The following is a 25,755-nucleotide window of genomic DNA, read 5'->3' as shown; positions in this document are numbered from 1 at the left end:
ATAAAGCTCCCTTTCAAGCGTTATATAACGCTTGAGAGGGAGCTTTATGCCTATCATCAGCTATGGAATATGTGTTGAATAAATTGCCTTAGAGCAGGATAATATCGGCTGTTCGTCTGCTGCAACTCTACCGCTATCGCGTCCCGGTGCCTTACCGTGCCCATGGCATCGTGCCTGCGGTAAGCAGTCAAGCGATCTGGAATGTAATGAAAGTCGTAGCCCGCCAGCATGACGCGGTACCACAAGTCCAGATCATGTGTATAGGGTAGTCTCTCATCGAATTGACCGATGCGTTTAAGCAGATCTCGTTTCATCATAATCGTACAGCCATTGACCGGATTCCCCTCGAAGAAGCTCTGATAGAACGCTAACGCTGTCGTTATCCTCATCCCGGCACCAATCTCTGTGATATGTCCTTCACTGTTGATCAAGTCAAAGTTGGTATGACCGATGTATCCACCGCGATCCACCAAATATTTAGTTTGAACTTCTAATTTATTGGGATAGAATCGATCATCAGAGGACAGCCAGGTGATGTACGAGCCTGATGATCGGCGTATTCCATGATTGAGAGCCGACGCAGTGCCTCCGTTATTCTTTCTTACATATTGAATTCTCGACCGATATGGCGTTATTCGATTCATATGAGAAGTAGAGCCATCATCCACTACTATAATCTCTTTATTCTTATACGTTTGATCTAGGGCACTTTCTATCGCTTCTGCAATGAAAGGATCATTGTAAAATGGAATTATGATGGAAACGAGCGGCCTCATGATGATTCTTCACCTCCGTAACTGTTGCGATGATAATTCAATATATCAGCAATAGAGTGCTCAAAGGCTCGTGTCGGATGCCAGTCCAATGCTGCAGGAAGCATCTGCGCGCCTTGTTCTCTATGTTCGGAATAGGCTGGATTCGATGCGGCAATCGGAGTCGGGGTTGTCCCGCCTCCTTCGAAGCTCGAACTTTCCTCCTGCCAGCGGAACATCACATCCGTCAACGCCAATCGGCGAAAGGTATCCGAGACGTCGCCAAGAGATCGATTGATGCCGCTGTGCACGCTGTATACAGTGCCTGCTTCTCCTGCTTCCAGCAGCTTCTCATAAGCTGCTACCGCATCACGAACGTCCAGATAGTCCCGCATAACACTTCGTGAGCTCAATAGAAAGTCGCCCGAATTCCAGCCTCGTTCCCGCTTCGCGATATACTGTCCAAGAAGAGAGCAGATGCCGGTCGAGGGACCAGGTCCGATCAAGTTGGAGGGCTCTGCCAATATCACATCAAGTCCAAACAGCTTAGACCACGCGCGAGCCGCCAGCTCCTGCATCGCCTTGCTGAATGCATAGGGATGCACAGGAGTACCCGCTTGGCTAAGCGGCGCTTTCAGCTTGGATGTGATAATAAGCGCCCGGATATGAGGCGCAGTTCTCAGAGCGTCCACAACATGGATCGTCCCCATGACATTGACCTGCATCGTATGAACCGGCTGCTTCCACGACTCCGTTACCGCGTTCACACCTGCCAGGTGCAGCACATAATCCGGTGCAGCTTCATGCAGCGATGCTGCAACCGCAGCGCCGTCCAGCAGATCGCAAACGATAACCCGCATTCCTGCCGCGGCCAACTCTGGGTTGGCCCTGCGCACGAGTGCGGTCACCTGCATCCCGAGGTTCATAAAATGTCGGCAGGCATGCCCCCCTGTGAAGCCTGCTGCGCCTGTCACAAGGATCGACGCTCCGTTCATCATAAGACGACCGTCCTTTCCGCTAGCTCGCGCAGCATCTCTTCATAAGCAGGCAGCTCATAATGGACGTCTGCCCGCGTCTGAACAAGCGTTCGATCCGAATAAGGCTCATCCTGTGGCACGATATCGACATCGGTTTTGCCATATGCCTCTTGAAACAAATGAAGGAGCTCGCATTTGGAGACTGGTGAAGGATGAGCGAGATGGACTAACCCAGATACCGGCTCCTCGATCCAGCTATCGATCGCCTTCGCAAGCTCCAAGGTTGTGACCCCATTCCACCTTACGTTTCGATAGCCTCTAATCTTGCCCGTTTGCCGCAGAAACCAGGCTAATAAGCCGATTCCGCCCGCACGAATCTCCGGTCCGATGATCGAGGTGCGTATGCTCAAGTGAGTGCCTCCATCTTGTTCCCGACTCAACTCACCAAGCGCTTTCGTCACTGCATAAGCCGACGTCCCATCCGGCTCATCTATTTCTGAATAGCTGCCTCTTGCTCCTGAAAATACGCAGTCCGTGCTAATATGGACAACTTTGGCTCCAATCCGATTCGCTCGCTGCCGCAAGCGATGAGGCAATATTCCGTTTACCTGGTACGCTTCAATCAGTCTGCGATCACAAGCATCGTTCAGAATGCCAGCCGCATTGATGACAACGTGGGGACGCACGGCCGCTAACACATGATCTAATTGTGACATATCGGTCAGCTCGAGCAGCAGTGAGCTGTCATCCTCCTTATCACGAGTTGTATAGAATACCCTATGTGTCCCCTGCTGCTGAAAATATCGGACCAGCATATGGCCTGCCATTCCGTTCCCGCCGATAATGAGCAGCTTCATTATATAAAGCCTCCTCGCTTCAACATGCCGCGAATGTCTTCCTTGCCCATCAAGCGCACATCCGAACTGAAGCTGCAGAACGATACCGGAGCACAGTGCTCATACTTCTCCTTCAGTCCCGGAATGTATATCGTCGGCAGTATGATTAAATATTCATCGTCATACACGACCGTGTTCGTACTCTCGTATTCGCTCATCAAGATCTCATGGATCTTCTCACCTGGCCGAATCCCCTTTTCAACGATGGCTATACCTTCGAGACCCGAGGCTTCAATCAGCACCTCTGCTAAATCGACTATCCTGCAGGTCGGCATCGTCATCACATAGATCTCTCCGCCATGGCTGCTCTCCGTCGCCTTGAACAGAAGCTCGATCGCATCATGCAAGGTTAAGAAGAAGCGTGTCATTCGCAGATCGGTAATCCCAATCTCGCGTTTCGACTGAATCTGATCCTTAAACAGATGCACGACGCTGCCATTGGTCCCAAGCACATTGCCGCCTCGTACGCATACGAATGTCGTCGAGGAACGCAGCAGGTTCGCGTAAACGATCAATTTCTCTCCTATCGCCTTGGTCATACCGTAGAAATTAGAAGGATTCGCTGCTTTATCAGTGGAGATGTATATCACTTTATCAACCCGGTTATCAATTGCCGCTTCTATTACATTTTGCGTACCGATCACATTTGTCTTCAGAGCCTCGTATGGATGTTCCTCACATACCGGCACATGCTTGAGTGCAGCAAGGTGAAACACGATGTCCACGCCTCTGCACGCAGACAATAATGCTTCCTTATCCCTTACGTCCCCGATGCAAAAGGTAACCCGTCTATCTTCGAACGCCCGTTTCATAGTAACTTGAGCGGACTCGTTGCGAGAGAATACGACTATTTCCTTGGGCTGCCGCACAAGCAGCTGCCGGATCAGTTCATACCCCCAAGAGCCGGTGCCGCCGGTCACGAGTATGCGCTTATTGTTAAACATCGATCTTCCCTCCAAGCAGAAATTTTACGACTGTGTGAGAAACATGCGGCGCCATATATCCGCTCGGACAGATCCAATCGGATGGCAAGGCAGTCATAACAGCCACGGCATCGACGATACGCTCAGTTTCAAGCCCGGACACAATATTGCTGCCGCAATCAACGGTCTCCGGTCGTTCAGTGGAATGACGAATCGTAACGGCAGGAACATGGAAGATACAGCATTCCTCTTGAACTGTGCCGCTGTCGGTAATGACGCAGTAAGCCTTCTGTTCCAAATGAACAAAATCAAAGAACCCGAAGGGTTCATAATATTCAACCAAAGGGTGCATGGGAAGGTTTAATTGGAGAATGCGGCTCTTCGTCCGCGGGTGAATGCTGCATACGATTCGTTTGTCGTAACGTTCCGCTAATTGATTTAAAGCTTCGAGAATGTTGGATAATCGTGCGGGGTCGTCAACATTTTCCGCGCGATGGGCTGTTACGAGAAAATACTGCTGCGGTGCCAGCTTCAAGCGGTTGAGTATATCATTCCGCTCGATGTGGGGTTGATAGTGCTGAAGCACTTCATATATGGGGTTTCCCGTTACGATGATGCGATGACTAGGTATTCCTTCTTTCAATAGATTCTGCTTGCTCTGTTCGGTATAAGGCATGTTGATGGAAGCGATTGTATCGATCAGCCTGCGATTCTTCTCTTCTGGAACCTTGTTGTCGAAGCAGCGGTTGCCTGCTTCCATATGCACAACAGGCACTCCAAGACGCTCGGCGATGATCGCGCTGAGCGCGCTGTTCGTATCTCCCAGCAGCAAGACCCTGTCAGGCTTCTCCCGCTCCATGAGGCGTTCGGTTTCCGCAAACAGAATCGACAATTGGCTTCCAAGCGTCTGCTGATGAGGCGGCATCGTATAGTCAGGAGCGCGGAGCCCTAGCTCATCAAAGAATAGTTGACTAAGTGTAGACGTGTAATTCTGTCCTGTATGCACCAGCATATGCCGTTCAGCCGCTTGATCGAGCTGCTTCATAATTAGGCTGAGCCGGATGATCTCCGGTCTTGTGCCTAGTATCGTCATGATACGCATGCCTGATCTCCCCTCCTATAACGCGGAGCCGCACTTCGCGACAATCAGCATTAGAATGCTGATTCATCTAATGTGCTCGACGTCTCTTGGTTTCTCGAGGCCGTTGCCGCCTTTTCAGCCTTCGACTTCCTCGGCTGCCTTGACTGCTTGAGCGTCCAGAGCTTCCTGAGCGTCCAGAGCGACCTATGCGGCCAAGTCGACCGGTACGATTCTTTGCATATCTCGTAAGACTCCTTCTTCTCCTGGAGCCGCGCGGAAGCTTTCTTCCGCGAGCTGCCGACTTCCCATATTTTCGACGCGCACGCTTGTTGGTGCGTATGGATTGGTTTTGATTTCGCTTCGATGCGTTATTCCGCTTACTAGAGGAGCGGGATGACACAGGCGGGATCGGTTCACCCAGCGGAAGTTCCCGCAGCACATCATCCGATATGCGGCGAACTGCGGTTATGCCGAACCGTTTCAGCTCCTGCGGGCTTGCAGCGTGACGAAATACACCGTCCATTCGAATGTATATCTCGTGACCGCTTCCTTGCACAGCATGAAACAGCGACTCATGCTCCATGACAAAGCTGACAAATATTCGGTGCAGCTTCTGCCTGTAGTTGTCTATTCCGAATGCCTGTTGAACGGCTCTGCCATTGTGTTTCTGAACCCGTCGCAGCAGCTTCGGCTGCTCCAGCCAACCTCTTACATGTGCCGCAAGCGCCTGCCAATTGCCCGGTTCTACCGCATGTTCATCCTGGTGGACAGCTGACATTATCTCGCCCAGCCCTCCAGAACGATACACAGCGACGGCTCTGCTGAATATAAGTCCTTCCATCGCGGTCATGCCGAAGCCCTCGCGGATCAGACTCGGCACAATAACGATGTCCATAGCCGGATATATCGATTGGATAACCTGTTCGAAGCGAATGAAGGTAAAGCGAGAGGCGTAAGGGGATTGCTGAATGAGCAGCTGGCAATGCTCCATATATGACGGATTAACCGGTTCACCAATAATGAGAAATCTGCTCTGAGGAAATGACTCTGCAATCGACAGCGCCATATGGATAAATTGGTCCAGCCCTTTCTGAACCGTGATCGATGATGAGATATAGCCTATTAGCGGGGAATCATCGGCAACGCCAAGCTCCTGCCGCTTCTGCAATCGATGCTGCCCCCAAGTATGCGGCTCTAGGTCTGCCATATGCCAGGATGGCGGCAATAGGAAGCGGCAGGGCATGCGGCGCGGATCGTTGCTCGGGGGAAATGCCTGCAATGCGGCATGCGATGTTCCGATCACCGCATCCGCATAGCTTTCGATTAATGCCGCCGCTTCGGACGCATAGCCATTGTCCGCTATGCATTCTGTTATATGCCACAGCACAGGAATGCCGAGTGACTTGGCCGCCATAGCTGGCAGCGGATGGACGCTAGTATTCGTAAGTACATAGTCCGGCCTTAATTGTTGAAGCAGCCGCAGAATCGCGTTCCATTCTGAATGTTGGCGAATTTGCTCCAGGTGAGCATGCAATCCCGCAGACGGCTCCACCATCAGAGCAAACAAACTGCATGCTTGAACCCGATAAGTAATACCTGATACATAGGCTTCATGTGAGAGAATACCTTCCTGTGGAACGACTAGAATACAGTGATAATGAGGCATTAGTTCACGCAGCATAAACAGAAGGAGCTTCTCCGCACCGGTAATGTAACCGGAATTGCATAGATGAGAGAAGCATACGATTGTTGGTTTCATAGGATAACCCGTTCTTCCGGCAACCGGTGAACAGGGACGGGTTCACCTCCTTCGCCAATGTACTACACTATATTAGACTACTCCTGTCGTCGGCACGACAGATGAACCTCATACAGGCGTACAATTTGCGCATCACAAACACAGATAGGCCCCTGTTGATTCCATTCCATATAAAAAACCCTCAAAGCCGCTTGAATGCGGCTCTGAAGGCTCTGAAGGTTCTGGAGGTTCTGGATTCAGGAATAGCAAGATCTAAGGTTGAAAGGATACGAGCGAAGAATGCTGACATGCCGTGTGCAGATCTCGCCAGATCTGATTAATACGGCTATTCTGCATAATCGCCCCCATTCCGAGATAAGGGAATATGCTGTCCGCCATGGATCGCATCGCTTGCGCGGCAGACTTGGATTGCAGCACGCATTCATTTTCCATTTGCTGAGATACGCTGCCTTTCTCCATTAATTCATTCCACGAGCATTCCACATGAAATTTATAATGGCGCTTCGCTTCCGTATAAGCACATCGGCCTTCATTAATCAGATACTCCATAAATGCAGCGCGTCCAGGTCTAGCTGTCTCCCATGCATCTCGATGCTGGTTCAGCATTCCTTCTGCTTCATCCAGAAAGTGCCGCCCTATCCCAAGCGTCACAGCAGCAAATGAAATGGCAGCAAATGCGCCGAACGGATAATCGTACAACCGATGCTGAAACTCAGCATGCGGCTCCATAATCGAGAACGTGCGCTCATTCGGCACAAATGCAGCATGAACTGAAATCGTATGACTGTCCGTCGCCCGCAGGCCAAATGCATTCCAATCGTTCATTACTCGTACTTGTTCAGGTAGAAACGCAAAGGATCTTACATTCGGCGCATCTCCAGGCGAGGAGGAGCCTCCATCTTGAATGACCGCATTCGCCGTAAAGAAAGTAGCATGGCGTGAGCCGCTGCAATACTTCCAGGTTCCATCCACGATATAGCCGCCTTCCACCTGCTTGGCAGTTCCCGTAGGCATGCCGCTTCCTGCAATAACCGCTTTATCAGGACTAAACAGAGCCTGCGCGGCCTTAGGCGGCAAGAACGGCACAAAGAAGCCCCCGCCCGCTCCGATCGTAACCGTCCATCCAAAGCTGCCATCGATCCACGCAGCTTCTTCAAACACTTCCGCTGCTTGGGGGAGCGATGCCATTAAGCCGCCCAATTGCTCAGGAACGAACAGCTTAAACAGCTTGCGTTCCACGATCCAGTTGATAAATCCTGTGTGTATCGAACCTTTTTCTTCCATATATAAAGCTAGCTCTCGAATACGTTCTATTTCTGTATTTCTCCATGGTAGGATCATTTGTGTCATAGTCTCGCCTCGCAGTATTTAAATATTCTCTAAATGAACTACAGCTATCATTCTACCATGACTTTACAGATTCAACATCTGTAAGAATAAGTATATCCATGTGGCGCGCGATTCGCATTAATCGTTTCATACGGCCGAGCTCTCTCCAACGCTTTCGCCTCTCGGGCATACCAACGATCAGTTGTGTTGCCTGAGCTGTATCTGCTAGATGTACAGCTTCCGCCGCCCACGCCAGCCTGCTGACGGCGGAGTGCAGATAGAACGTCCCTCCCAGCCGTTCAATTAAGCGAGTGATCGCCGTGATTCGATGTGAATCGATAGAGCCCTGCCGTTTGAACGGTATGCATACGATATGAAGCTGAGCCTTGAGCCGATGTGCGATGCGGAAGCCATGGCGAATCAGACGCTCCGCGCTAGAATTAGGCTCAACACATACGAATATGACTTCTTCCCTTCGCCACGGACCGCGCATCTGTGCACGCCGTTCCCATGATTCTAAGCGCTCATCCACATCATCAGCCACTTCTCGCAGCGCCAGCTCACGCAGCCCGATTAGATTCGAGATGCGAAAGAAATGATTCAGCGCTTGGGGCACTTTATCCATCGCATAGATGTGCCCGTTCTGAAGCCGCTCCTGAATCGTCTGCGGCGACACATCAATCAACTCCATCTCGTCCGCGTTCCGCAGGATGCCATCTGGCACAGTCTCCCGCACTCTCACGCCTGTCAACTGCTCCACCGCATCATTCAAGCTCTCTAGATGCTGAATATTAACGGTTGTCATCACGGATATGCCCGCTTCAAGCAGGATCAGCACATCTTCATAGCGCTTGGCGCGTATGCTCCCTGGCACATTCGTATGTGCCAGCTCATCGACGAGCACAAGCTCCGGCTTGCGTGCCAGAATCGCTTCCGTATCTATCTCTTCCAGCTCGCGGCCGTTGTACAGCACCAGCTTGCGCGGGATTATCGGCAGCGATCCGACCTGTGCCGCAGTTTCGCTTCGTCCATGCGTCTCCAATAGGCCAATGACGACGTCTACTCCCTGCTCCTGCAATCGAGTGCCTTCCCGCAGCATCTTATACGTCTTGCCGACACCTGGGGCTGCTCCGATAATGATCTTGAACCGTCCGCGCCGCAGCTGCATCGCTTTCACGGCAATCTCTACCTGTGATTGCCGCTTGAAGGGCTGCATGCGCTCCGCATGCTCAGCGCGCACTGGCAGCACGCGCTCGCCTTCGCCAACCGCCCGATCCGCGACAAAGTACAGATCGGCACGAGTCAGCCGCTTCATCAAGCCGATGGCAATTGAACCGTTAAGCCATTCTTGCCAGCGCGTCTGCCGAGAATGTCCCAGCACGATCCGGGACATTCCTTCTTCCCAGGCGAATCGCTCCATCATCTTCGGAATGCCCCTCACAGAGCTTGTCGACAGCTCTGTGAGGGAAGCCCCGAGCTTATCCGCCAGCTTGCGGATCGAACGTCGAAATGAGGCTTGAACTGGCGTCAGCTCCTTATTCTCCATCACAAAAGTTACGATAGACAGCTCGCCGTTCAAGCGCTTCGCGATCTGATCGCCGCGTCTAATATGGATGGAGCCGTTCCAGCCGTACTGCGCAAGCACCACGATGCGCTCGGTCGCACCTGACGGACCTTCAAGCCCGAGTTCATGGCGGTGCTGCTCCAGCTCACCGTTCACATTGTCTGCGATCGTTCGCAGCGCCAGCTCTCGAAGGAGCATCATGCGGCTTCGTTCCGTTAAGGCTCCATTGGACCGACGCGAACGAGGCTTGCCCGCATGGCCTTCTTGATCTGAATCATGCTTGCGCCTAGCGAGCAGCGCTTCCGCTGTCACGTCAAGGAGACGGACCTCGTCCGCCTCCTTCAGCACCTCGCCCGGAATGATCCATCTTGTATCCATTCCAGCTATCTTTCTCGCCTGCTTACTGATTCTCTCATCTTCATATGCGTTCATCGTCGCAATCACGCTGATGCCGTTCTGAATTAAGCAGCGCACATCTTCCAGACGATTGATCCGTTCCGCGCCGGCCCTGTTGGGCTGAGCAAGCCCGTCGACAAGCACGACGTCAGGCATCAATGCCACAATATCCTTCACATGGATATCTTCCATCTGCTCTTCATCCAGCTGCCATCGGTACGGAGGCACGACGCGAAGAGAAGCGGCTTCTCCTTCTTGGGGCGGCGTCGTTGCCCAGACGACCTTCAGTCCCTGCTTCGCCCTTGCCAGCCCTTCGTTCAGCAGCTCGGTCGTCTTGCCGGCTCCGCTCACTGCCGCTACAAGAATGACGAATCGACCGCGCTTCAGCTGCTCCATATACTGCAGCAGCACTTCCGGCGACCGCCGACGATAAAGATCGCTCTCCCGCATGTCACCCCTCCGTTTCTCTATCCCCGCATCATGACTGAAATCACTTCATCGCCTGCTGCACGTCCAGATTCAGCAGCAGTACATTAACACGCGGCTCACCGAATATTCCAAGCTCTGGGGACTGCGTATGCTTCTTCACCAACTCCGCCAATTGCTGCTCGCTTAAACCGCTGGCTGCGGCTACCCGCGGGATCTGCGCGGCTGCCGATTCCGGCGAAATATGAGGATCAAGTCCTGAGCCTGAGTTCGTAATGAGATCGACTGGCGGAACTGATGCTGGAGAATCCGGATTATTCACCTGCCAATCCGTTATAGATTGCTGAATGCGCGTAGCAAGATCCGGATTCGATGGCGCATAGTTCGGCGATCCTGCTCCGCCTGCATCATAGGCAATACTGGATACGCGGCCGTGAAAGAAGTGCGGCTCTGTGAACGTTTGACCTACCAGCTCAGACCCAACTGCCCTGCCTTCTGCGTCATACACGATGCTTCCTTCCGCTTGCTTCGGAAATGCCGCTTGAACGACGCCTGTCATGACGAGCGGATAGATGAGTCCGCACAGCACCATCAAGCCAAAGCTCATACGCATAATCGTAGCTAAGCTGCCCGCGCCCCGTTCAGTTTCCGAACTATTTATGTCAGTTGTTTTCATAGTTAAACACCCGCACCTCTCGATATTTCATTCGTAATTTACAACACTAAGCCTAAGCACAGATCAATGATCTTAATGCCGATGAATGGAGCGATCAGACCGCCGACGCCGTAGATGAGCATGTTGCGGTTCAGCATCTTCTCCGAGCTCATCGGTTTATACTTGACACCCTTGACGGCAAGCGGAATCAAGAGCGGTATGATGATCGCGTTGAACACCAGCGCCGATAGAATGGCTGACATTGGGGAATTCAAGCCCATAATGTTCAATGAAGCCATCTCAGGAATCGCGAGCATGAACAGTGCCGGTATGATAGCAAAATATTTCGCTACGTCATTCGCGATACTGAAGGTAGTTAAGGCGCCGCGTGTCATGAGCAGCTGCTTGCCGATCGCTACAACCTCAATCACTTTGGTCGGATCAGAATCCAGATCCACCATATTAGCCGCTTCCTTGGCGGCAGTCGTCCCGCTATTCATCGCGATCCCAACGTCCGCTTGCGCCAATGCTGGCGCATCATTCGTACCGTCGCCCGTCATCGCGACCAGCTTGCCTGCAGCCTGCTCTTTGCGAATCAGCGCCAACTTATCTTCCGGCTTGCTCTCGGCGATAAAATCATCTACGCCCGCTTCTCGAGCAATCGTCGCCGCGGTCAGCGGATTGTCCCCTGTACACATGATGGTTCTAATCCCCATCTCGCGCAGCTGCTCGAACCGTTCTTTCATGCCTGGCTTAACCGTATCTTTCAAGTAGATTACACCGTATATACGGTTATCTACTGCTACAGCGAGCGGTGTGCCGCCTAATGTTGATATCTCTGTTGTCAACGTATCCAGATTCGCGGGGATGCTGCCACCGCGCTCCATAACCCAGCGCTTGATAGCATCTACAGCGCCCTTGCGTACTGAACGTCCATCCGGAAGGTCGAGACCGCTCATTCGTGTCTCCGCCTTGAACGGAATCTCTTCCCCGCTCTCCGCCAGCTCGCGGTCATACGTCCAGCCCTGCCTGCTTACCCAATCCAGCACCGAGCGTCCTTCAGGCGTTTCATCCCGATGCGACGAGATTGCGGCCCAGCGGCTAAGCTCCTGCTTATCCTCATTCACGACTGGATACAGTTCGCTTGCCAACCGATTGCCGTACGTGATTGTACCCGTCTTATCCAATATTATGGTATGAATATCACCGCATGCCTCTACCGCTTTACCAGAAGTCGCAATCACGTTGAACCGTGTTACGCGGTCCATACCCGCTATACCGATCGCTGACAGCAGTCCGCCGATTGTCGTTGGGATCAGGCAGACGAGCAAGGCGATCAATTCCGCAACGTTCATCTCGATGTTCAGATATTGCCCGAAGAAGGGCAGCGTTACGACGACGATCAAGAAAATCAAGGTCAAGCTGACCAGCACCGTATGAAGCGCGAGCTCGTTCGGGGTCTTCTGACGTTTGGCGCCTTCAACGAGCGCGATCATGCGATCTAAGAAGGATTCGCCGGGATCGCTGGTGATTCGAACGCGAATCCAGTCGCTCACGACGCGCGTGCCTGCTGTGACGGAGCAGAAGTCGCCGCCCGCTTCCTTCAGCACCGGCGCCGATTCACCCGTTATCGCCGATTCATCGACAGAAGCCAAGCCTTCCATCACCTCGCCGTCGCCCGCGATCGTCTCGCCTTCACGAACGATGATGACATCTCCTCTGCGCAATGCCGTGGAAGCAACGCGCGTGAGGGCTCCTCCTTCCGTTATCTTATTCGCATACAATTCCTTCTTCGTCTGCTTCAAGGAATCCGCCTGAGCCTTGCCGCGGCCTTCCGCCAGCGCCTCAGCGAAGTTAGCGAACCATACGGTTATGAGCAGAATAAAGCTCACTGCGCCGTTATACCAGCGCGCCGTCGGTGTCCCGAACAGGTCCGGCGCAATCGTCAGCAGCAGGGTGATGACGAAGCCCAGCTCGACGATAAACATCATCGGATTCTTAATCATGATCTTCGGATGAAACTTCTTGCACGCTTCGATAGCAGCCTGCTTCAACAAGCCGCCTTGCAGCATGCTCTTACCTGCCTTCATTCCTCGTCCGCTCCCTGTTTCATATGGAGTCTGATTATTAATAGGCATTGATGCCTTCATTGTTATTCCTCCTTGAGCCTTACCCTGTTCATCTCTCGTTTATTTCCACAGTGTCAGATGTTCTGCGACCGGTCCCAGCACAATCGCAGGGAAGAATGTCAGTGCGCCCACAATAAGGGTGCAGCCGACAAAGATTATGCCGAAAGTTGCCGTATTCGTACGGAAAGTCCCGCTCGTCACAGGAACAGGCTGCTTCTTAGCCATCGAGCCTGCTACCGCGAGCAGCAGCACCATGGAGAGGAAGCGTCCCAAGAACATGACACTGCCAGTCGCAATATTCCAGAAAGCTGTCGCATCTCCTAAACCTTCAAAGCCTGAGCCGTTGTTGGCAGCAGAAGAGGTGAATTCGTACAATGCCTGCGTTAAACCGTGGAATCCAGGATTGCTCAAGGTATCCGCTTGGGTCATCAATGCTACTGCTGCTGGGAACAGAATGAGCAGCGGATGAATAATTAACGTTACGGCGATCAGCTTCATCTCGCGGCTCTCCAGCTTGCGCCCGAGAAATTCCGGTGTACGGCCGACCATGAGACCGGATAGAAACACCGCGATCATCGCATACATGAGAACGTTGACGAAGCCTACTCCCATACCGCCGAATATGGTGTTCAGCATCATATTCGCAAGCGGGATCAATCCGCCTAGAGGGGTCATCGTATCATGCATATTATTAACTGCCCCCGTCTCGGAAGCTGTTGTAACGACAGAATATAGAGCGGACTGCGCTACGCCGAAGCGCACCTCCTTGCCCTCCATGCTCGGCCCTTCAATGCCTGCCTGATGCATAACGGGATTGCCAGCCTGTTCAGCCGTTACGGATAAGCCGGTCATCACCACAAACATGATGAGCATCGCGACGAACAGCGTCCTGCCTTCCTTGGCGTTTCCAGCCATCTTGCCGTAAGCAAACGGCGTAGCTGTCGTCACGAGCAGCATCAAGATCATCTGCAGCGTATTGCTTAATGCATTCGGGTTCTCAAGCGGATGCGTTGAGTTCGGGCCATAGAAGCCGCCTCCGTTGTTGCCGAGCTCTTTAATCGCTACAAATGAGGCTACGGGACCACGCACAATCGTCTGCTCTTCTCCCTGCAGTGTCGTTACCGTTTCGCTTGGCGACAAGGTCTGAGGCACTCCCCATGCTGCGAACAGCACAGTTGCTACAATTGCGATCGGCATGAGCACCCGAGTAATCGATCGAACCATATCAACGAAGAAGTTGCCCATCGGTCTGCCGGTCAGCCCGCGAATAATTGCAAATACGAGCGCAAGGCCAGTCGCCGGAGAAGTAAACATGAGGAATACGATGGCAACCATCTGCGACAAGTAAGATAAACCCGTTTCACCGCTGTAGTGCTGCAGATTCGTATTCGTCATAAAGCTAATCGCTGTATTAAAGGCCAAGCTGGGCTCCATGTTCGGAACACCGCTTGGATTCAACGGCAGGTAAGCCTGCACTCGAAAGATTGTATACGTGATTCCGATCATTACTACATTCGTAAGCACGAGAGCCATCGCATATCCCTTCCAGCTCTGATTGACTTCTCGTATCCCGAATATCTTGAACAAGAAGCGATCAACTGGACCAAGAATGCGGTCGCCTGGCAGCGGAGCCCCTTCGCTATTGAACACCTTCGCCAAATAATGCCCTACCGGTCGCGCCAGCAAAATAACGATCACAATCGTAATACCAATAGATAACCAGCCCAAAGCTGTCATTGTGCAGCTCCACCTTTCTCGCTTATAACCCCTATAGGAATCTAGAATTTCTCAGGTTTAACCAATGCGTAGCCAAGATAGACAAACAGTGCCGCTACAAGCACTCCCAGTGCGATCATCATGACGTTCACCTCGCTAATCAGCTTTCTAATTCAGAAGCGCTCCATCGATATACGATATACACGATCGAGGACAACAGCCCTAGCAGCGCGACCATAATGACATCCAACACAGTCTTCACACCCCTTTAGAATCGAATGAACCAGGTTCCACCTAATTTCAGCGCCGAATCGCAAAAAAACCGCACGGAAAGAGGGGGTCCTCTTCCCATGCGGTTATCTAGTCACAGCTATAGAAAGCCGGACATACTGCACGACGAAAGAAGGCTGCCTCTATGGACGCTTACGAGGTTAGCTGACGGATTCGGGCGCATGAGTCGCCCTACTCGGCTGGCTGCCGAGATTCACCCCTGCATGACAGAGCATTACTCACTCTGACATGCCTAATTGGTTCCCCCGCTCCCCTGCAACAGGGATTAAGCGATGAGCTTGGCCTTGGCTCTATGAAATTAGGATCAACCTATAGCTCTGCTAACTAATCAGATCATTCAGCAGAAACGATACCTGTTCGGATTGTGTGTACAATACCATATCCGCTCCGAGCAGCCGATAGATCGATCTTGGATTATGATGCTTCGTAATGACCACGATACTGTCTGTGGTCCAAGGTCGACAGTGCTTCAACAACCGACAGGTCAACGCAAAGCTCGTTTCAAATAAATAAATACGTCCTACTCGCCCCAAGGGCTGAGAGTCTGCCAGTGACTTGGATGTGTTGATGCGCCAAATATTTGTCACACCAAGCTGTTTCATCCGGGTAACGCACTGGGCATTGTTAACAACTGCGGCAACCGGGATTCCGGCGCCCTTAATCGATCGAACGAAGTCTACTCCCATTGCATTAGGAGCGAATACCGCAATGGTCCGATCTCTGTCATACATGATCCTCACTACCTCCTAAAATGTCCGCAAACGCATCATTCATTCGGGTAAGAGGCTGATCTGCATGCGCTGTATCTAATGTACCTGATGCTTCATGTACTTTAGCCTAAACGCGCCTCTCCTCGGACGCTTACGAGGTTAGCTGTCGGGTTCGGAATCGAAGAGTCGCCCTACTGGTTGAAGCGACAATTCACATGCCTATCGTGAATATGTCCTTAACCGGATTCACCCCAGCGAATAACATCCGCTTCGCAGCTTCAATCATCATGCGGCTGCAAGCTATACTATTCGCGATAATGGTTCCCCCGTTTCCGCATTACGCGGAATTCAGCGATGAAATCGCAACGGCTGTGATCAATTGCTGAAATGTATCTTACGCCTCCCGCAACCTTTATGTAAACGAAACCGAAAGCTGCTATTGAATTATTAAGGCTAGATTCATGTGACTAATCACACACAATCTTCTATTTTCATATTCACAGCTATGTCTTGCTCGTTTAATCTAGCGATTATCAGATCGATAAAGCATAAAGCAGATAATCTAAGAATGAACTGGTTGTAATCGTTTTTTCGACATAAAGTCATAGTTTAGCGCTCCAACCACCTATTTTTTCCACAACATGCAAAACCGCCGCTCGGAAGGTCCGCGCGACGGCTCTCAACTTAAACTAAGATCCATATATAGTTCCGAACAGCTGATTGAGCCGATGAGCATAAGTATGCTCACGCAGTGTGCGTGCAAGGCCGCGCAGCGCAATCTCACGGCGTTCTTCCTCATGCTTTAAATAATAATCAATCTTCTGAAGCATTTCTTCCGGCGAGTTATAGGTCTCAATCTCTACTCCTGGGGTGTAGAATCGCGATAGATCACTGCGCACATCTGTCAACTGCAGTGTTCCGCAGCCCAGGATTTCAAACGTGCGCGGATTAGGTGAAACGCCGACAATCTGTGCCGAATTGCTATTAAAGGTATCATCATCATGCGAGCGATGCATGTTAATCACGATCTTCGTTACATTGTACATTTCAGCTGTTTCTTGCGGGGTAAGCCAACGACCAAGATCAACCTTTTGCTTATGTTGGCGGTACCTGGCTACACGATCCCACCAAATTCCAGAGATTCGAGTGTCATAGGACATAAGCCTCGGGAAGATCGGATCTAAGAAGCGCACTCGATTCCAATAAGCAGTGCCGATGAAGCATACCTCACGCAATCTGCCGCTCGAAGTGGTCCTAGGCTGAAAATGTCCGGGATATACACCGAACGGCAAGTAATGTACATTCGCACAGCCAATGGATTGATAGAAGCTGACACAGTTCATTTCCAGGGTGAAAATAAAATCATAATGCTGCACCACATTCTTCATAATATCTGTATAGTAAGGATCATCCGTCAACCAGATTGCTGTGCGAATTCCGATCGCTCTCAGCTCGTTCAATTGCTCCACTGGAAGCTCCATCCCGTCCAGCACAAGGACGAGGTCCGGTCTGACAAGAGCCGCCGTGGAAGCTACTGCATCCTTCGACCCTATCGTAGTCACTTGTGCAACCATTCCCTGAAGGGTCGCGATCATTCCTTCATCGAGCGGTGAATAGGGATATCCCTTTCCAGTCGATACATACATGACGTGTATGTGCCTGAACGGAATCTCGAGGCGAATCACCTGTACGATGGATGCTGCTCGGCCTCTAATACAGCCTTCCTGATAGCCTTCAAATTGACCTATTCTGCGTCTGCGCCGCGCTCGAGCTGCGGTCAGAGGAGACCTCCTGCGATGCCTTAATCTGCGGGGGATTCTCATCCATCACACCTGACCCGCATAGGCCATCTGATGGCCATCCTCAAAGCCCTTTGCAAATCCCTGATTGAAGCCTTCGCTATATGCTTGGTTATAAGCTTTATTATAGGTCGGACTAGGCTTGCGAGTTAATTTAGAGCGCAGCCCCCGTACTCCTCTATGATTCTTTCGCTGAATTCGTCGCTTCAGTCGGCGATATACAGCTCTCTTTACCGCTCCTGTACTTCTTCTAGCCAGTACTTTCCCCTTGAGGCTATACACGAGCTGATTCCTCCTGTCGTTCTGGATTGTTTATCCCCGCAGGGCAGGCATATGCCATTCGCAATTCGCTGATATACAGCATATTCCCGCCCTCTCAGGCACCATCGACCGACACACTCCCATCAACATCACAGATGATAAGCTTGAATGACTGGAGCGGCCATAATGGGCAACCCTTCACCCAACGCATTCCGCTCTTGTTCTGAACGCGAATCGACCTTGCCCTCCATCTGCCAGCTAGACAGAGCGTGCGCAGTCATAAATTCTCGGCATACCGCCCCTTGCCGCTGATAGCATCTTCCTGTTTCGATCTGGAATACAGCCCCGTCCGGGATACTGCCGTCCGGTGCGGTTCTCATATTCCACTTGCTCTCAGCGAGAGCAGCGTCCATCACATCCCCGGTCGGATACCCCAGAAGATCCACTTGCGATAGCCTCACAACAGGTATGCGCACTGGACCTTTCAACGGATATTTGCTGCCGTGTTCGATCCAATAGATCGTCTCGCTCAGGCCAGTGACCGCGACATGCGTCGGGAAGAACTGCTGAGCACGAAAGTGCGCGGCCGTCTCGCCGCGTTCATTGATCGTCCATCGCTGCATTCTGTTGATCCAATCCGCCGGACTTCCCCATTTTGCGCTAAAGAACATCGCGTTTTTATCATTTACTTGGTCAAACTTCTTGCCTAGATCTCTCATGCTCTGGCTTCCATAATGGTGAATGAAGGTATCTCTAGCAATCACCAGCTTTCTGCCGCCTAGCCGCGCCCTAACAATATAGTCTTCGTCCTCAAAGTTGCCGATCTCGTACCCTTCATCAAAGAATCCCGTAGCCTGAAAGAAGGCGCGTGTAAATAAGAAGCAGAATCCGACGATCCTGTCGCAGTACTGCCACGCTCCTGGATTCGCTTTATTGTATCTGGAAGCAAATTTCCACATATCTTTTACGTCATGATAACGTACGGGAATTTGCTGTTCACCGCTAATATAATTCGTAACAGGCCCTACTATGCCGATGTTTGGGTCGCTACCCAGGCAGTTCAGCAGATTAGACAGCCAGTTCGGTGTGACGAGAGTATCATTGTTTAAAATGCAGATCGTTTGACCCTTGGCCATCATCAGTCCTGTATTGACTGCGCCTGAGAAGCCGCGATTGCTCTCGTTGATATGGAAGCGAAGCTTGCCAACCATCGACTGTAAGTATGCTTCCGTTCCATCTGTAGAAGCGTTATCGATGACAATGATCTCATGATTGTTCGGCGTATGCTTCTGTATGCTATCGATACAATCTTTCAGCATATCAAGCTTATTGTAAGATGGAATGATAATGCTCGTGCCCTCAATCATGGAACCATACTGCTCTTGTCCGCTGCGTAAACCCTCTGCATACCCATAGGCAAAGCCTTGTTCAAATTGCTCATTCGGCATAGATCGAGCGGCTTCCATAAACGGAAGCTTTCTGTGTCGTTTCGCTTTTCTAATGCTTCGTTTGCGAATGGGCATCAGCCTCTTCCGCTTCAATCTCAACGACTGCTCTCCCATACCCCTCACCTCCATCATTCAACTGAATGAAGCTTGATGCAGTTGTATTTCTGTCCAGGTTCATTACTATAATGACACTTCACCGCTGACAAGCTTGTTTGCCAGATGACCGAAGTCGATCGCTACCTTGCCGAATTGCTGCGCGATGCGCTGTGACAGAATAACAGCAGGGATGCCCGCCGCTACTAGCGCCACATCAAAGTCATGCTGGGACGTCTCATGCAGGATACGCGGAATATCATGCATGCCCAGCACTGGAGAGACAATTCCCGCAATAGCAATGCCGCGCTGCTGCAATACATCAGCCAGCTCCGCGGCCGCATTGCCAATGATAAGCACGCGGCGCCCTTGCATAATTCTCAGCATATAGCCCTGCTGAGCCAGCAAATAGTTGACAGTCGAATACGTCACACGCATCTGTCCCATATGCAGACCAAAAGCTCTAAGGGCTGGCACCAGCAGACCGTAATAATTAGGCGCACGCGAGACCGGTATCCCTACGAATGTGGCTTGGCGGATCGCTTCCGCCAGTTGATTGCGGTGCTCATGATCAGGGATATCAATTCCCGAATACCCTAGGAATGGCCCTTCTCTTCGCACCAAGCCTGAGGATATGACCGAATCATGCGCCAGTGCCAGCACCTCGCCATCGCCAAGACGAACTAATGAGAGCGGCCGCTTCTCATGCAGTGCGGCTTCTATCTCCATAAACAGAGCCTCCGGTTCGATTAACGGGCGCAGCAGATGCTGAACCTGCTCGAAGCCGAGCCCGATGACATGCTCAATAGGAATGTCAGGCAGGATCATATTTTCAGGTATGAGACGTGCTAGAATCCCTTCTCCACCTTCGTACTTTCCTTTGCGAAAGCCATCCTCAAAGGATATGCCAAGCTCTTCTTCAATCTGTACTGGGGATACAGCATACCCTCGCCCGGCAGTTCTCTTCTGCTTCTTCAGATTGCGCCAATCCTTCTTCAAGCGTTCGCGGCGCCTTCGCTGTAATAGGGCACGCTTATCTTCCTTCATCCTGCTTCGACGGCGGAGGCGCCTTGATGGAAAGGCGCGCTTTGCTGCAGACGGCTGGCCCTGAGGTGCCGTTTTCATACCATCACCCCTTACTCCTTATAAGCACCCGAACGGACGCGCTCCCACCATTGCCTATTGTCAATGTACCATCTGACCGTATGTGCCAACCCTTCTTCCAGAGATACTTCTGGCTTCCATCCCAACTCCCGTTCGCTCCTTAACGGATCGATGGCATAACGCCGATCATGCCCCAACCGATCGGGGACATACTGTATCAGCGATTCCGACTTGCCAAGTAGCTGCAGGATCATGCGCACCAGCTCCACATTCGTGTGTTCCTCACGCCCGCCAATGTTATAGACTTCTCCAGGCACACCGCGCAGATATGCCGCGTAGATAGCTGAGCAATGATCGACTACATACAGCCAGTCGCGAACGTTTAATCCATCGCCGTAGATCGGAATCGGTTCGTTATGCAGCACACGCAAGATAACGGTCGGAATCAGCTTTTCAGGAAATTGATAGGGGCCATAGTTGTTGGAACAGCGAGTTGTGATGACCGGAAGGCCATAAGTATGGAAATAAGAACGTGCCAGCAGATCAGATCCGGCCTTGCTTGCAGAATAGGGGCTGTTGGGCTGGAGGGGGGAACTCTCATCGAAACGTCCTGTTTCTCCTAGTGTTCCATATACTTCGTCTGTAGAAATGTGAATAAAACGTTTCAACTGATGAAGCCGGGCGGCTTCCAATAGATTGAAGGTGCCAAGGACATTAGTTCGTACAAATTGCTCAGGATCTGCAATGCTGCGGTCCACATGAGATTCTGCCGCAAAATGAAATACAGCGTCATAACTGCCGGCTTGAAACAGCGCAGCCACTTGATCGCGATCTGTAATATCAACTCGTGCAAGGCGGCAGCGATCTGATCCTTGCCAAGCTGCGGCATTATCGGGATTGCCCGCATAGGTCAGCGCATCTGCATTCGTAATCCGCAGTTCTGGGTATGAACGGAGCATATAGCCAATAAAGTTGCTCCCGATAAAGCCCATTCCTCCTGTTACCAACACATGCTTCATAGCTGAACCCCCTTCAGCTTCAAAGATGCTTCTTGGAGAGAATCGAATGTGCCCGCATCCGTCCACCAGCCCTGCAGCATATTATGACGCAGCTTGCCGTGAGCGGCATACAAATTGTTGACATCGGTTATCTCCAATTCACCGCGTGCAGAAGGCTTGATCATCTTGATGTATTCAAACACTGACGTATCATACATATAAATTCCTGTCACACAATAATCAGACTGCGGCCGCTTCGGCTTTTCCTCGATCCGTAGAATTCTGTCCAGGCCGCCTCCATAAAACACAGGTACCCCATATCGACGAGGATCGTGAACTCGCTTCAGCATGACACGCGCTTCCCCATACTCCTGATCTTTAAACTGCTGCACGTAAGGATGTAAATCGTCTAGAAACAGATTATCCCCCAGCAGCACGACGAATTTCTCATCCTTCGACAAGAACGGCTCCGTCAATGCAAGCGCCTGCGCGATTCCACCTGCTCCGTCTTGAATAACAAAGCTAACTCTAACGCTCATATGTTTTCCGCTGCCGATATAATCTGCATATAATGCGGCAGATAACTTGCCGATGACGATGATTAAGTCCGTTATGCCGGCAGAACGCATACGCTCAATACCGTAGGAGATCATAGGAGATTTGCCGACCGGCAGCAGATGCTTATTCACCAGCTTCGTTAACGGGTACAGTCGAGACCCAGTTCCGCCCGCTAATATAATCCCTTTCACAATATTCACTCCTCAATTATACGGGTTGACGGCTATCTATATAAATTGGTGAGGATCAATATCCCACTTGTCGACAAAGAGATTATAGTTGCGCTGCACCAGCTGCTTAAGCGCGCTGTCCCCGTGCTCTCGGAAGCTTCTGCTGCCATAATGATGAACGAGCACATCGCCGCATATCATAATCCCGAATCCGCTCAACCGAGCACGCAGGCAGTAGTCATCATCTTCATAATGACCTGGACTGAAGCGTTCATCCAGCAGCCCGATCCGATCGATTACTTCCCGTTTCATGACAAAGCACAGCCCAACAATTCGCTGAACCCGGTATCGCTTTGACCTATCAGGCTCATTGACTGCTTTTGCGATTCGGTGAAATTGCTCTAGATTATCATAATCGTATACGACCTGCTGCTTCCCTGAAGCATAATTCGTTATAGGTCCGATGATGCCGACATCCTCATTTTCACGAAGCGCGGCTCGCATATTTTCCAGCCATCTTGTCGATACGATGACATCGTTGTTCAACAAGACGATAACATCGCCGGTTGCCAGCAGCATCCCCATGTTACAAGCATGGGGAAAGCCGCTGTTGCGCGGCAGCGCCGCAAACACAAGGCCCGCTTCACGGCAATAGTCGACTGTTCCATCGGTGGAGCCGTCATCAATGACGATTATTTCATAGGGAGAATGAGTATGCTGCCGGATCGCTCGAATGCATTCGTTCAGCAAGCCTCTATTATTGTAAGTAGGAATAATAATACTCGTAACGGAAGCTGATCTCATGGCGCCGCTCACGATGAATTCCTCCTTGTTGCGATCCTACTTCGTACTTGCTGCGGTTCATGCAGGCTGTCTCCCTTAAGCTCCCATATCGCATGTATAGCTTCAATATGGTCGCCCAAGATTAGCTGCGATACAGGATTGTCTTGCCCTACATTCGTATCGCGCACTCTATTGTGCTTAATGACATCAACAGCCTGCACACTCTGTACGTTTAATCCGCGCATCAGCGCAATCGCATGGGCCTTCGGCGGAACACTTAACTGCTTTACCCCGATCGTTTCTATCGCTTTGCGGCTTAACGCATGCGGAATCGCAGTCATCGAATTCACTTCAAGGTCATTACGTTCCAAAATGGTGTTCAGCCATCGTTTACAATGACTGATACTGTCCTGCTGATCGAAACGGCCCATGTATGGCCGAAGATCGTTCAACGCAACATCTGCACCTTGTTCAATCGCCCATAAGAATGCGCCCAGCTCTTCAGCCGAAACCGCGAAGTCACTGTCGGTAAACAGAATCGCATCCGCTCTCGCTGCTTTGGCACCAATCGCGCGGCCTACATCGTGACCAAGCTTATAAGGGTAATAGATTGTCGTGACATCGCTTGATCCGCTCCGAACCGCTTCATAAGTGCTGTCAGTTGAACCATTGATGACGACGATCACGTCATCGACGACAAGGCGACCCAGTTCAGTAAGGACAGCCTTGATCCCTTCCTGCTCGTTGAGTGCGCACAGTACGATTGCCATGCGCTTCTTGCTGGGAAGCAAGACCAGTTGAGGAATAGGCTGAGGATATCCTGAAGCGAAGCCCGATCGATAAGCAGCTCCCAGCTGCTTCACTGCCTCATAACGCTTCTCTTCGCTTAGCACAGCTTGATAGTGCTCGCAGAATAAAGCTCGCATGCGTTTCTTAAGCACTGGCAGCGATGGCAGCTCAGTCTCGGCCATGCTGCTTGCATCGCGGAAGCCTGCTTCTACCGCGGCTTGCAGTTGAACTTTGCTGACTACAGCAGCGGCTGACCTGAAGAAGGATTTCCGTGAACGCGCAGAGCGCGCCTTCCTGCCGCGCAGCTTGCGCCGAGAATTAGCCAGGCGTGACGTCCGTCCCCATGTTCTCTGCCTCCGGCTTCTCGGTGCCGCTGGATATCGCTGCTTGCGTCTTGCATATCGATTATTAGGAGAACTCTTTGCCTTCAAGCGCTTCACCTCACCAGATGACGTTGCCGATCCATATCCGTATATCCGCCGCGCGGGCCAGCATGCTCGATCATCCAACGCAAGGATTGCAGATGATCATTATCAATTAATCGCTCAAGCGGATCTACCGCGCCTTCCTTGACACGCCTCTTGTTCATTCTGCCCACATCAATCGCCTTTGCGGGAATGAGGTGCAGCTGCTTCTGAATCGCGATCGCATGCGCCAGTGGCGGAATAGAGAGATGCTCTGGTCCAATCAATTCCAACGCTCTTCGGCTTAGCGCGTGCGGAACTGCTGTCATCGACATTCCTTGCAGATCCGATCGAGAGAGTAATTCATTTAATACATGCTTGGCCAAGACGACACGATGCACCTGATGTTTATTCGTTGGCCCAGAATAACGATTGAGCGCGACATCAGCCCCTGACATAATCGCATGAACAAAGGGACGCAGCTGGGCTGCTGAGATAATCATATCTCCATCTATAAACAGTAGAATTTCACCTTTCGCAGCGTATGTTCCTACTGTGCGGCCAACATCGTGCCCAAGCGGTTCGGCATGTCGAATAACGCGAGCTCCGGCTCGCTCAGCAATTCGATCCGAGCCGTCGGTTGTACCATTTGCCACGACGATAACTTCGGCGGCGGCATGTACTTTCCTGGCTTCGCGAACAACCTTAGCAATCGTGCGCCGCTCGTTCATAACGGGAATGATGACAGATACATATGGATGAGGGTGAGACATTAGAGGACGCACAGCTTTCAATGCGCGCTTCTTGCCTCTGCTGGCGCGCATGCGTAATCTTGACGTGGAAAATGTTTTAAATCGTGACTGCTTATTTGGGTACTTCTTTCGTCCCATCGATGGATTAGTACTGCGCAACCGCCTATGCTGACGCATACAATTCCCCCTCCTTGCTGCTGCATACATGCTGCTTCCTCCCATAGTATGAGCAGAGGCAGATGTGGTAACGGCACATGTACACATCATGTAGAAGAAGCCGCCCCCTAACGGAGACGGCTTGCAGAGCAAAGCAATATTATAGCCTTAGCCAATAACGATCCATGAGAGTGTTCCACTAGACTGTGGAATATGCGAGAGCAAGCTGGTCATCTCCATCTTGATTGCTAGCCGATCTCTGAGATGACGAACGATTTCTACTACAGCCCCGTCTACATACTGCTCTTTAATATAGGCATAACTGTAAGGCAGGTTCGAAGTAGCTACTATCGTATATCCAGCAAACTCATATGCTTCTGGAAATATGATACTGATCTCTACACTCTCCTCATCTTCCACGAAATCAAATGGACTCATACCAAACTGTAGAGAAGGCGCACCTTCTGAAATGGTTCTAACTGGTGTAAAGCCAAGATGCTTCACAAATATGGAGCCTGAACGGATATGATCACCGCTTACGCTCTCGCTTGCCAGCTTCTCACTCGTAACAGCGTTATTTGCGATGTGATCGGTCTGTATCGAATTCTCCACCAAATGCATGGAATTCACCACACCATAGGCAAGCTTCTCTGAAGTAATGCATCCATCCTGCAAGGTGTCCGTCGCGACCGCTTCTTGCTGCAAATGCTGCGAGGCCACCGAGCCAGACTGAAGATGCTTCGTGAAGATGGAGCCTGAACAGATATGTTCGCCATTTACGCTCTCGCTTGCCAGCTTCTCACTCGTTACAGCGCCTACCGCGATGTGATCGGTGT

At 51.4% G+C, this 25,755-nt stretch carries 23 protein-coding genes and 2 riboswitches; all 23 genes read right to left on the bottom strand.

The features are described from left to right. Positions 1-56 precede the first annotated feature (56 nt). Entirely contained in the window at positions 57-776 is a 720-nt protein-coding gene (locus tag AC3WTP_RS06885; RefSeq protein ID WP_492393846.1) for a glycosyltransferase, read from the bottom strand. Then, the gene (locus AC3WTP_RS06880) at positions 773-1,750 is read right to left on the bottom strand and encodes an NAD-dependent epimerase/dehydratase family protein (protein WP_492393845.1); all 978 of its coding nucleotides are present in this window, start codon (positions 1,748-1,750) and stop codon (positions 773-775) included. The genes AC3WTP_RS06885 and AC3WTP_RS06880 overlap by 4 nt, the downstream gene beginning before the upstream one ends. Further along, on the bottom strand, positions 1,747-2,586 hold the full coding sequence (locus AC3WTP_RS06875; RefSeq protein ID WP_492393844.1) for a dTDP-4-dehydrorhamnose reductase family protein: 840 nt from the start codon (positions 2,584-2,586) through the stop codon (positions 1,747-1,749). Before AC3WTP_RS06875 ends, AC3WTP_RS06880 begins: the two co-directional genes overlap by 4 nt. Next, entirely contained in the window at positions 2,586-3,569 is a 984-nt protein-coding gene (locus AC3WTP_RS06870) for a polysaccharide biosynthesis protein (RefSeq protein WP_492393843.1), read from the bottom strand. Before AC3WTP_RS06870 ends, AC3WTP_RS06875 begins: the two co-directional genes overlap by 1 nt. Beyond that, complete coding sequence (wecB, locus tag AC3WTP_RS06865; protein WP_492393842.1) at positions 3,562-4,650, bottom strand: non-hydrolyzing UDP-N-acetylglucosamine 2-epimerase; 1,089 nt, start codon at positions 4,648-4,650, stop codon at positions 3,562-3,564. The genes AC3WTP_RS06870 and wecB overlap by 8 nt, the downstream gene beginning before the upstream one ends. 67 nt (positions 4,651-4,717) lie before the next feature. Beyond that, on the bottom strand, positions 4,718-6,388 hold the full coding sequence (locus tag AC3WTP_RS06860; RefSeq protein WP_492393841.1) for a glycosyltransferase family 4 protein: 1,671 nt from the start codon (positions 6,386-6,388) through the stop codon (positions 4,718-4,720). A 252-nt stretch (positions 6,389-6,640) separates the two neighbouring features. Beyond that, positions 6,641-7,738 (bottom strand): acyl-CoA dehydrogenase family protein, encoded by a 1,098-nt coding sequence (locus tag AC3WTP_RS06855; RefSeq protein ID WP_492393840.1) that lies wholly within the window; start codon positions 7,736-7,738, stop codon positions 6,641-6,643. Between the two features lie 52 nt (positions 7,739-7,790). After that, on the bottom strand, positions 7,791-10,127 hold the full coding sequence (locus tag AC3WTP_RS06850) for a histidine kinase (RefSeq protein ID WP_492393839.1): 2,337 nt from the start codon (positions 10,125-10,127) through the stop codon (positions 7,791-7,793). Between the two features lie 40 nt (positions 10,128-10,167). Then, positions 10,168-10,779 carry a potassium-transporting ATPase subunit KdpC gene (gene kdpC, locus AC3WTP_RS06845; RefSeq protein ID WP_492393838.1) on the bottom strand — a complete coding sequence of 204 codons (612 nt, stop codon included), beginning with the start codon at positions 10,777-10,779 and terminating at the stop codon, positions 10,168-10,170. 38 nt (positions 10,780-10,817) lie between these two features. Then, on the bottom strand, positions 10,818-12,848 hold the full coding sequence (kdpB, locus tag AC3WTP_RS06840) for a potassium-transporting ATPase subunit KdpB (protein WP_492393973.1): 2,031 nt from the start codon (positions 12,846-12,848) through the stop codon (positions 10,818-10,820). A 99-nt stretch (positions 12,849-12,947) separates the two neighbouring features. Next, on the bottom strand, positions 12,948-14,624 hold the full coding sequence (gene kdpA / locus AC3WTP_RS06835) for a potassium-transporting ATPase subunit KdpA (protein ID WP_492393837.1): 1,677 nt from the start codon (positions 14,622-14,624) through the stop codon (positions 12,948-12,950). 41 nt (positions 14,625-14,665) lie between these two features. Then, on the bottom strand, positions 14,666-14,743 hold the full coding sequence (gene kdpF / locus AC3WTP_RS06830; protein ID WP_492393972.1) for a K(+)-transporting ATPase subunit F: 78 nt from the start codon (positions 14,741-14,743) through the stop codon (positions 14,666-14,668). Positions 14,744-15,009: 266 nt separating this feature from the next. Continuing rightward, positions 15,010-15,176, bottom strand: a riboswitch (cyclic di-AMP (ydaO/yuaA leader). Positions 15,177-15,214: 38 nt separating this feature from the next. Then, complete coding sequence (locus AC3WTP_RS06825; RefSeq protein WP_492393836.1) at positions 15,215-15,625, bottom strand: hypothetical protein; 411 nt, start codon at positions 15,623-15,625, stop codon at positions 15,215-15,217. Between the two features lie 111 nt (positions 15,626-15,736). Further along, positions 15,737-15,968, bottom strand: a riboswitch (cyclic di-AMP (ydaO/yuaA leader). A 325-nt stretch (positions 15,969-16,293) separates the two neighbouring features. Next, positions 16,294-17,427 carry a CgeB family protein gene (locus tag AC3WTP_RS06820; protein WP_492393835.1) on the bottom strand — a complete coding sequence of 378 codons (1,134 nt, stop codon included), beginning with the start codon at positions 17,425-17,427 and terminating at the stop codon, positions 16,294-16,296. 3 nt (positions 17,428-17,430) lie between these two features. Next, positions 17,431-17,685, bottom strand: coding sequence for a hypothetical protein (locus AC3WTP_RS06815; protein ID WP_492393834.1), 255 nt, complete (start codon positions 17,683-17,685; stop codon positions 17,431-17,433). 128 nt (positions 17,686-17,813) lie between these two features. Beyond that, complete coding sequence (locus tag AC3WTP_RS06810) at positions 17,814-19,226, bottom strand: glycosyltransferase family 2 protein (RefSeq protein WP_492393833.1); 1,413 nt, start codon at positions 19,224-19,226, stop codon at positions 17,814-17,816. A 66-nt stretch (positions 19,227-19,292) separates the two neighbouring features. Further along, on the bottom strand, positions 19,293-20,330 hold the full coding sequence (locus AC3WTP_RS06805; protein WP_492393832.1) for a GT-D fold domain-containing glycosyltransferase: 1,038 nt from the start codon (positions 20,328-20,330) through the stop codon (positions 19,293-19,295). Between the two features lie 11 nt (positions 20,331-20,341). Further along, entirely contained in the window at positions 20,342-21,328 is a 987-nt protein-coding gene (rfbB, locus tag AC3WTP_RS06800; protein ID WP_492393831.1) for a dTDP-glucose 4,6-dehydratase, read from the bottom strand. After that, positions 21,325-22,056 (bottom strand): sugar phosphate nucleotidyltransferase, encoded by a 732-nt coding sequence (locus AC3WTP_RS06795; protein WP_492393830.1) that lies wholly within the window; start codon positions 22,054-22,056, stop codon positions 21,325-21,327. Before AC3WTP_RS06795 ends, rfbB begins: the two co-directional genes overlap by 4 nt. Positions 22,057-22,092: 36 nt before the next feature. Then, positions 22,093-22,851, bottom strand: a complete 759-nt coding sequence (locus tag AC3WTP_RS06790) for a glycosyltransferase family 2 protein (RefSeq protein ID WP_492393829.1) — start codon at positions 22,849-22,851, stop codon at positions 22,093-22,095. Next, a complete protein-coding gene (locus tag AC3WTP_RS06785) occupies positions 22,848-24,047 on the bottom strand; it encodes a glycosyltransferase family 2 protein (protein ID WP_492393828.1) in 1,200 nt (399 codons plus the stop codon). Before AC3WTP_RS06785 ends, AC3WTP_RS06790 begins: the two co-directional genes overlap by 4 nt. Continuing rightward, a complete protein-coding gene (locus AC3WTP_RS06780; protein WP_492393827.1) occupies positions 24,044-24,940 on the bottom strand; it encodes a glycosyltransferase family 2 protein in 897 nt (298 codons plus the stop codon). The genes AC3WTP_RS06785 and AC3WTP_RS06780 overlap by 4 nt, the downstream gene beginning before the upstream one ends. A 147-nt stretch (positions 24,941-25,087) precedes the next feature. Next, positions 25,088-25,755: WIAG-tail domain (locus AC3WTP_RS06775; RefSeq protein ID WP_492393826.1), on the bottom strand; the 668-nt coding region annotated here is incomplete at its 5' end.

The organism is Paenibacillus sp. EB106-04-04-XG159 (assembly GCF_058791835.1).
This window is presented reverse-complemented; position numbering and strand designations above follow the sequence as displayed.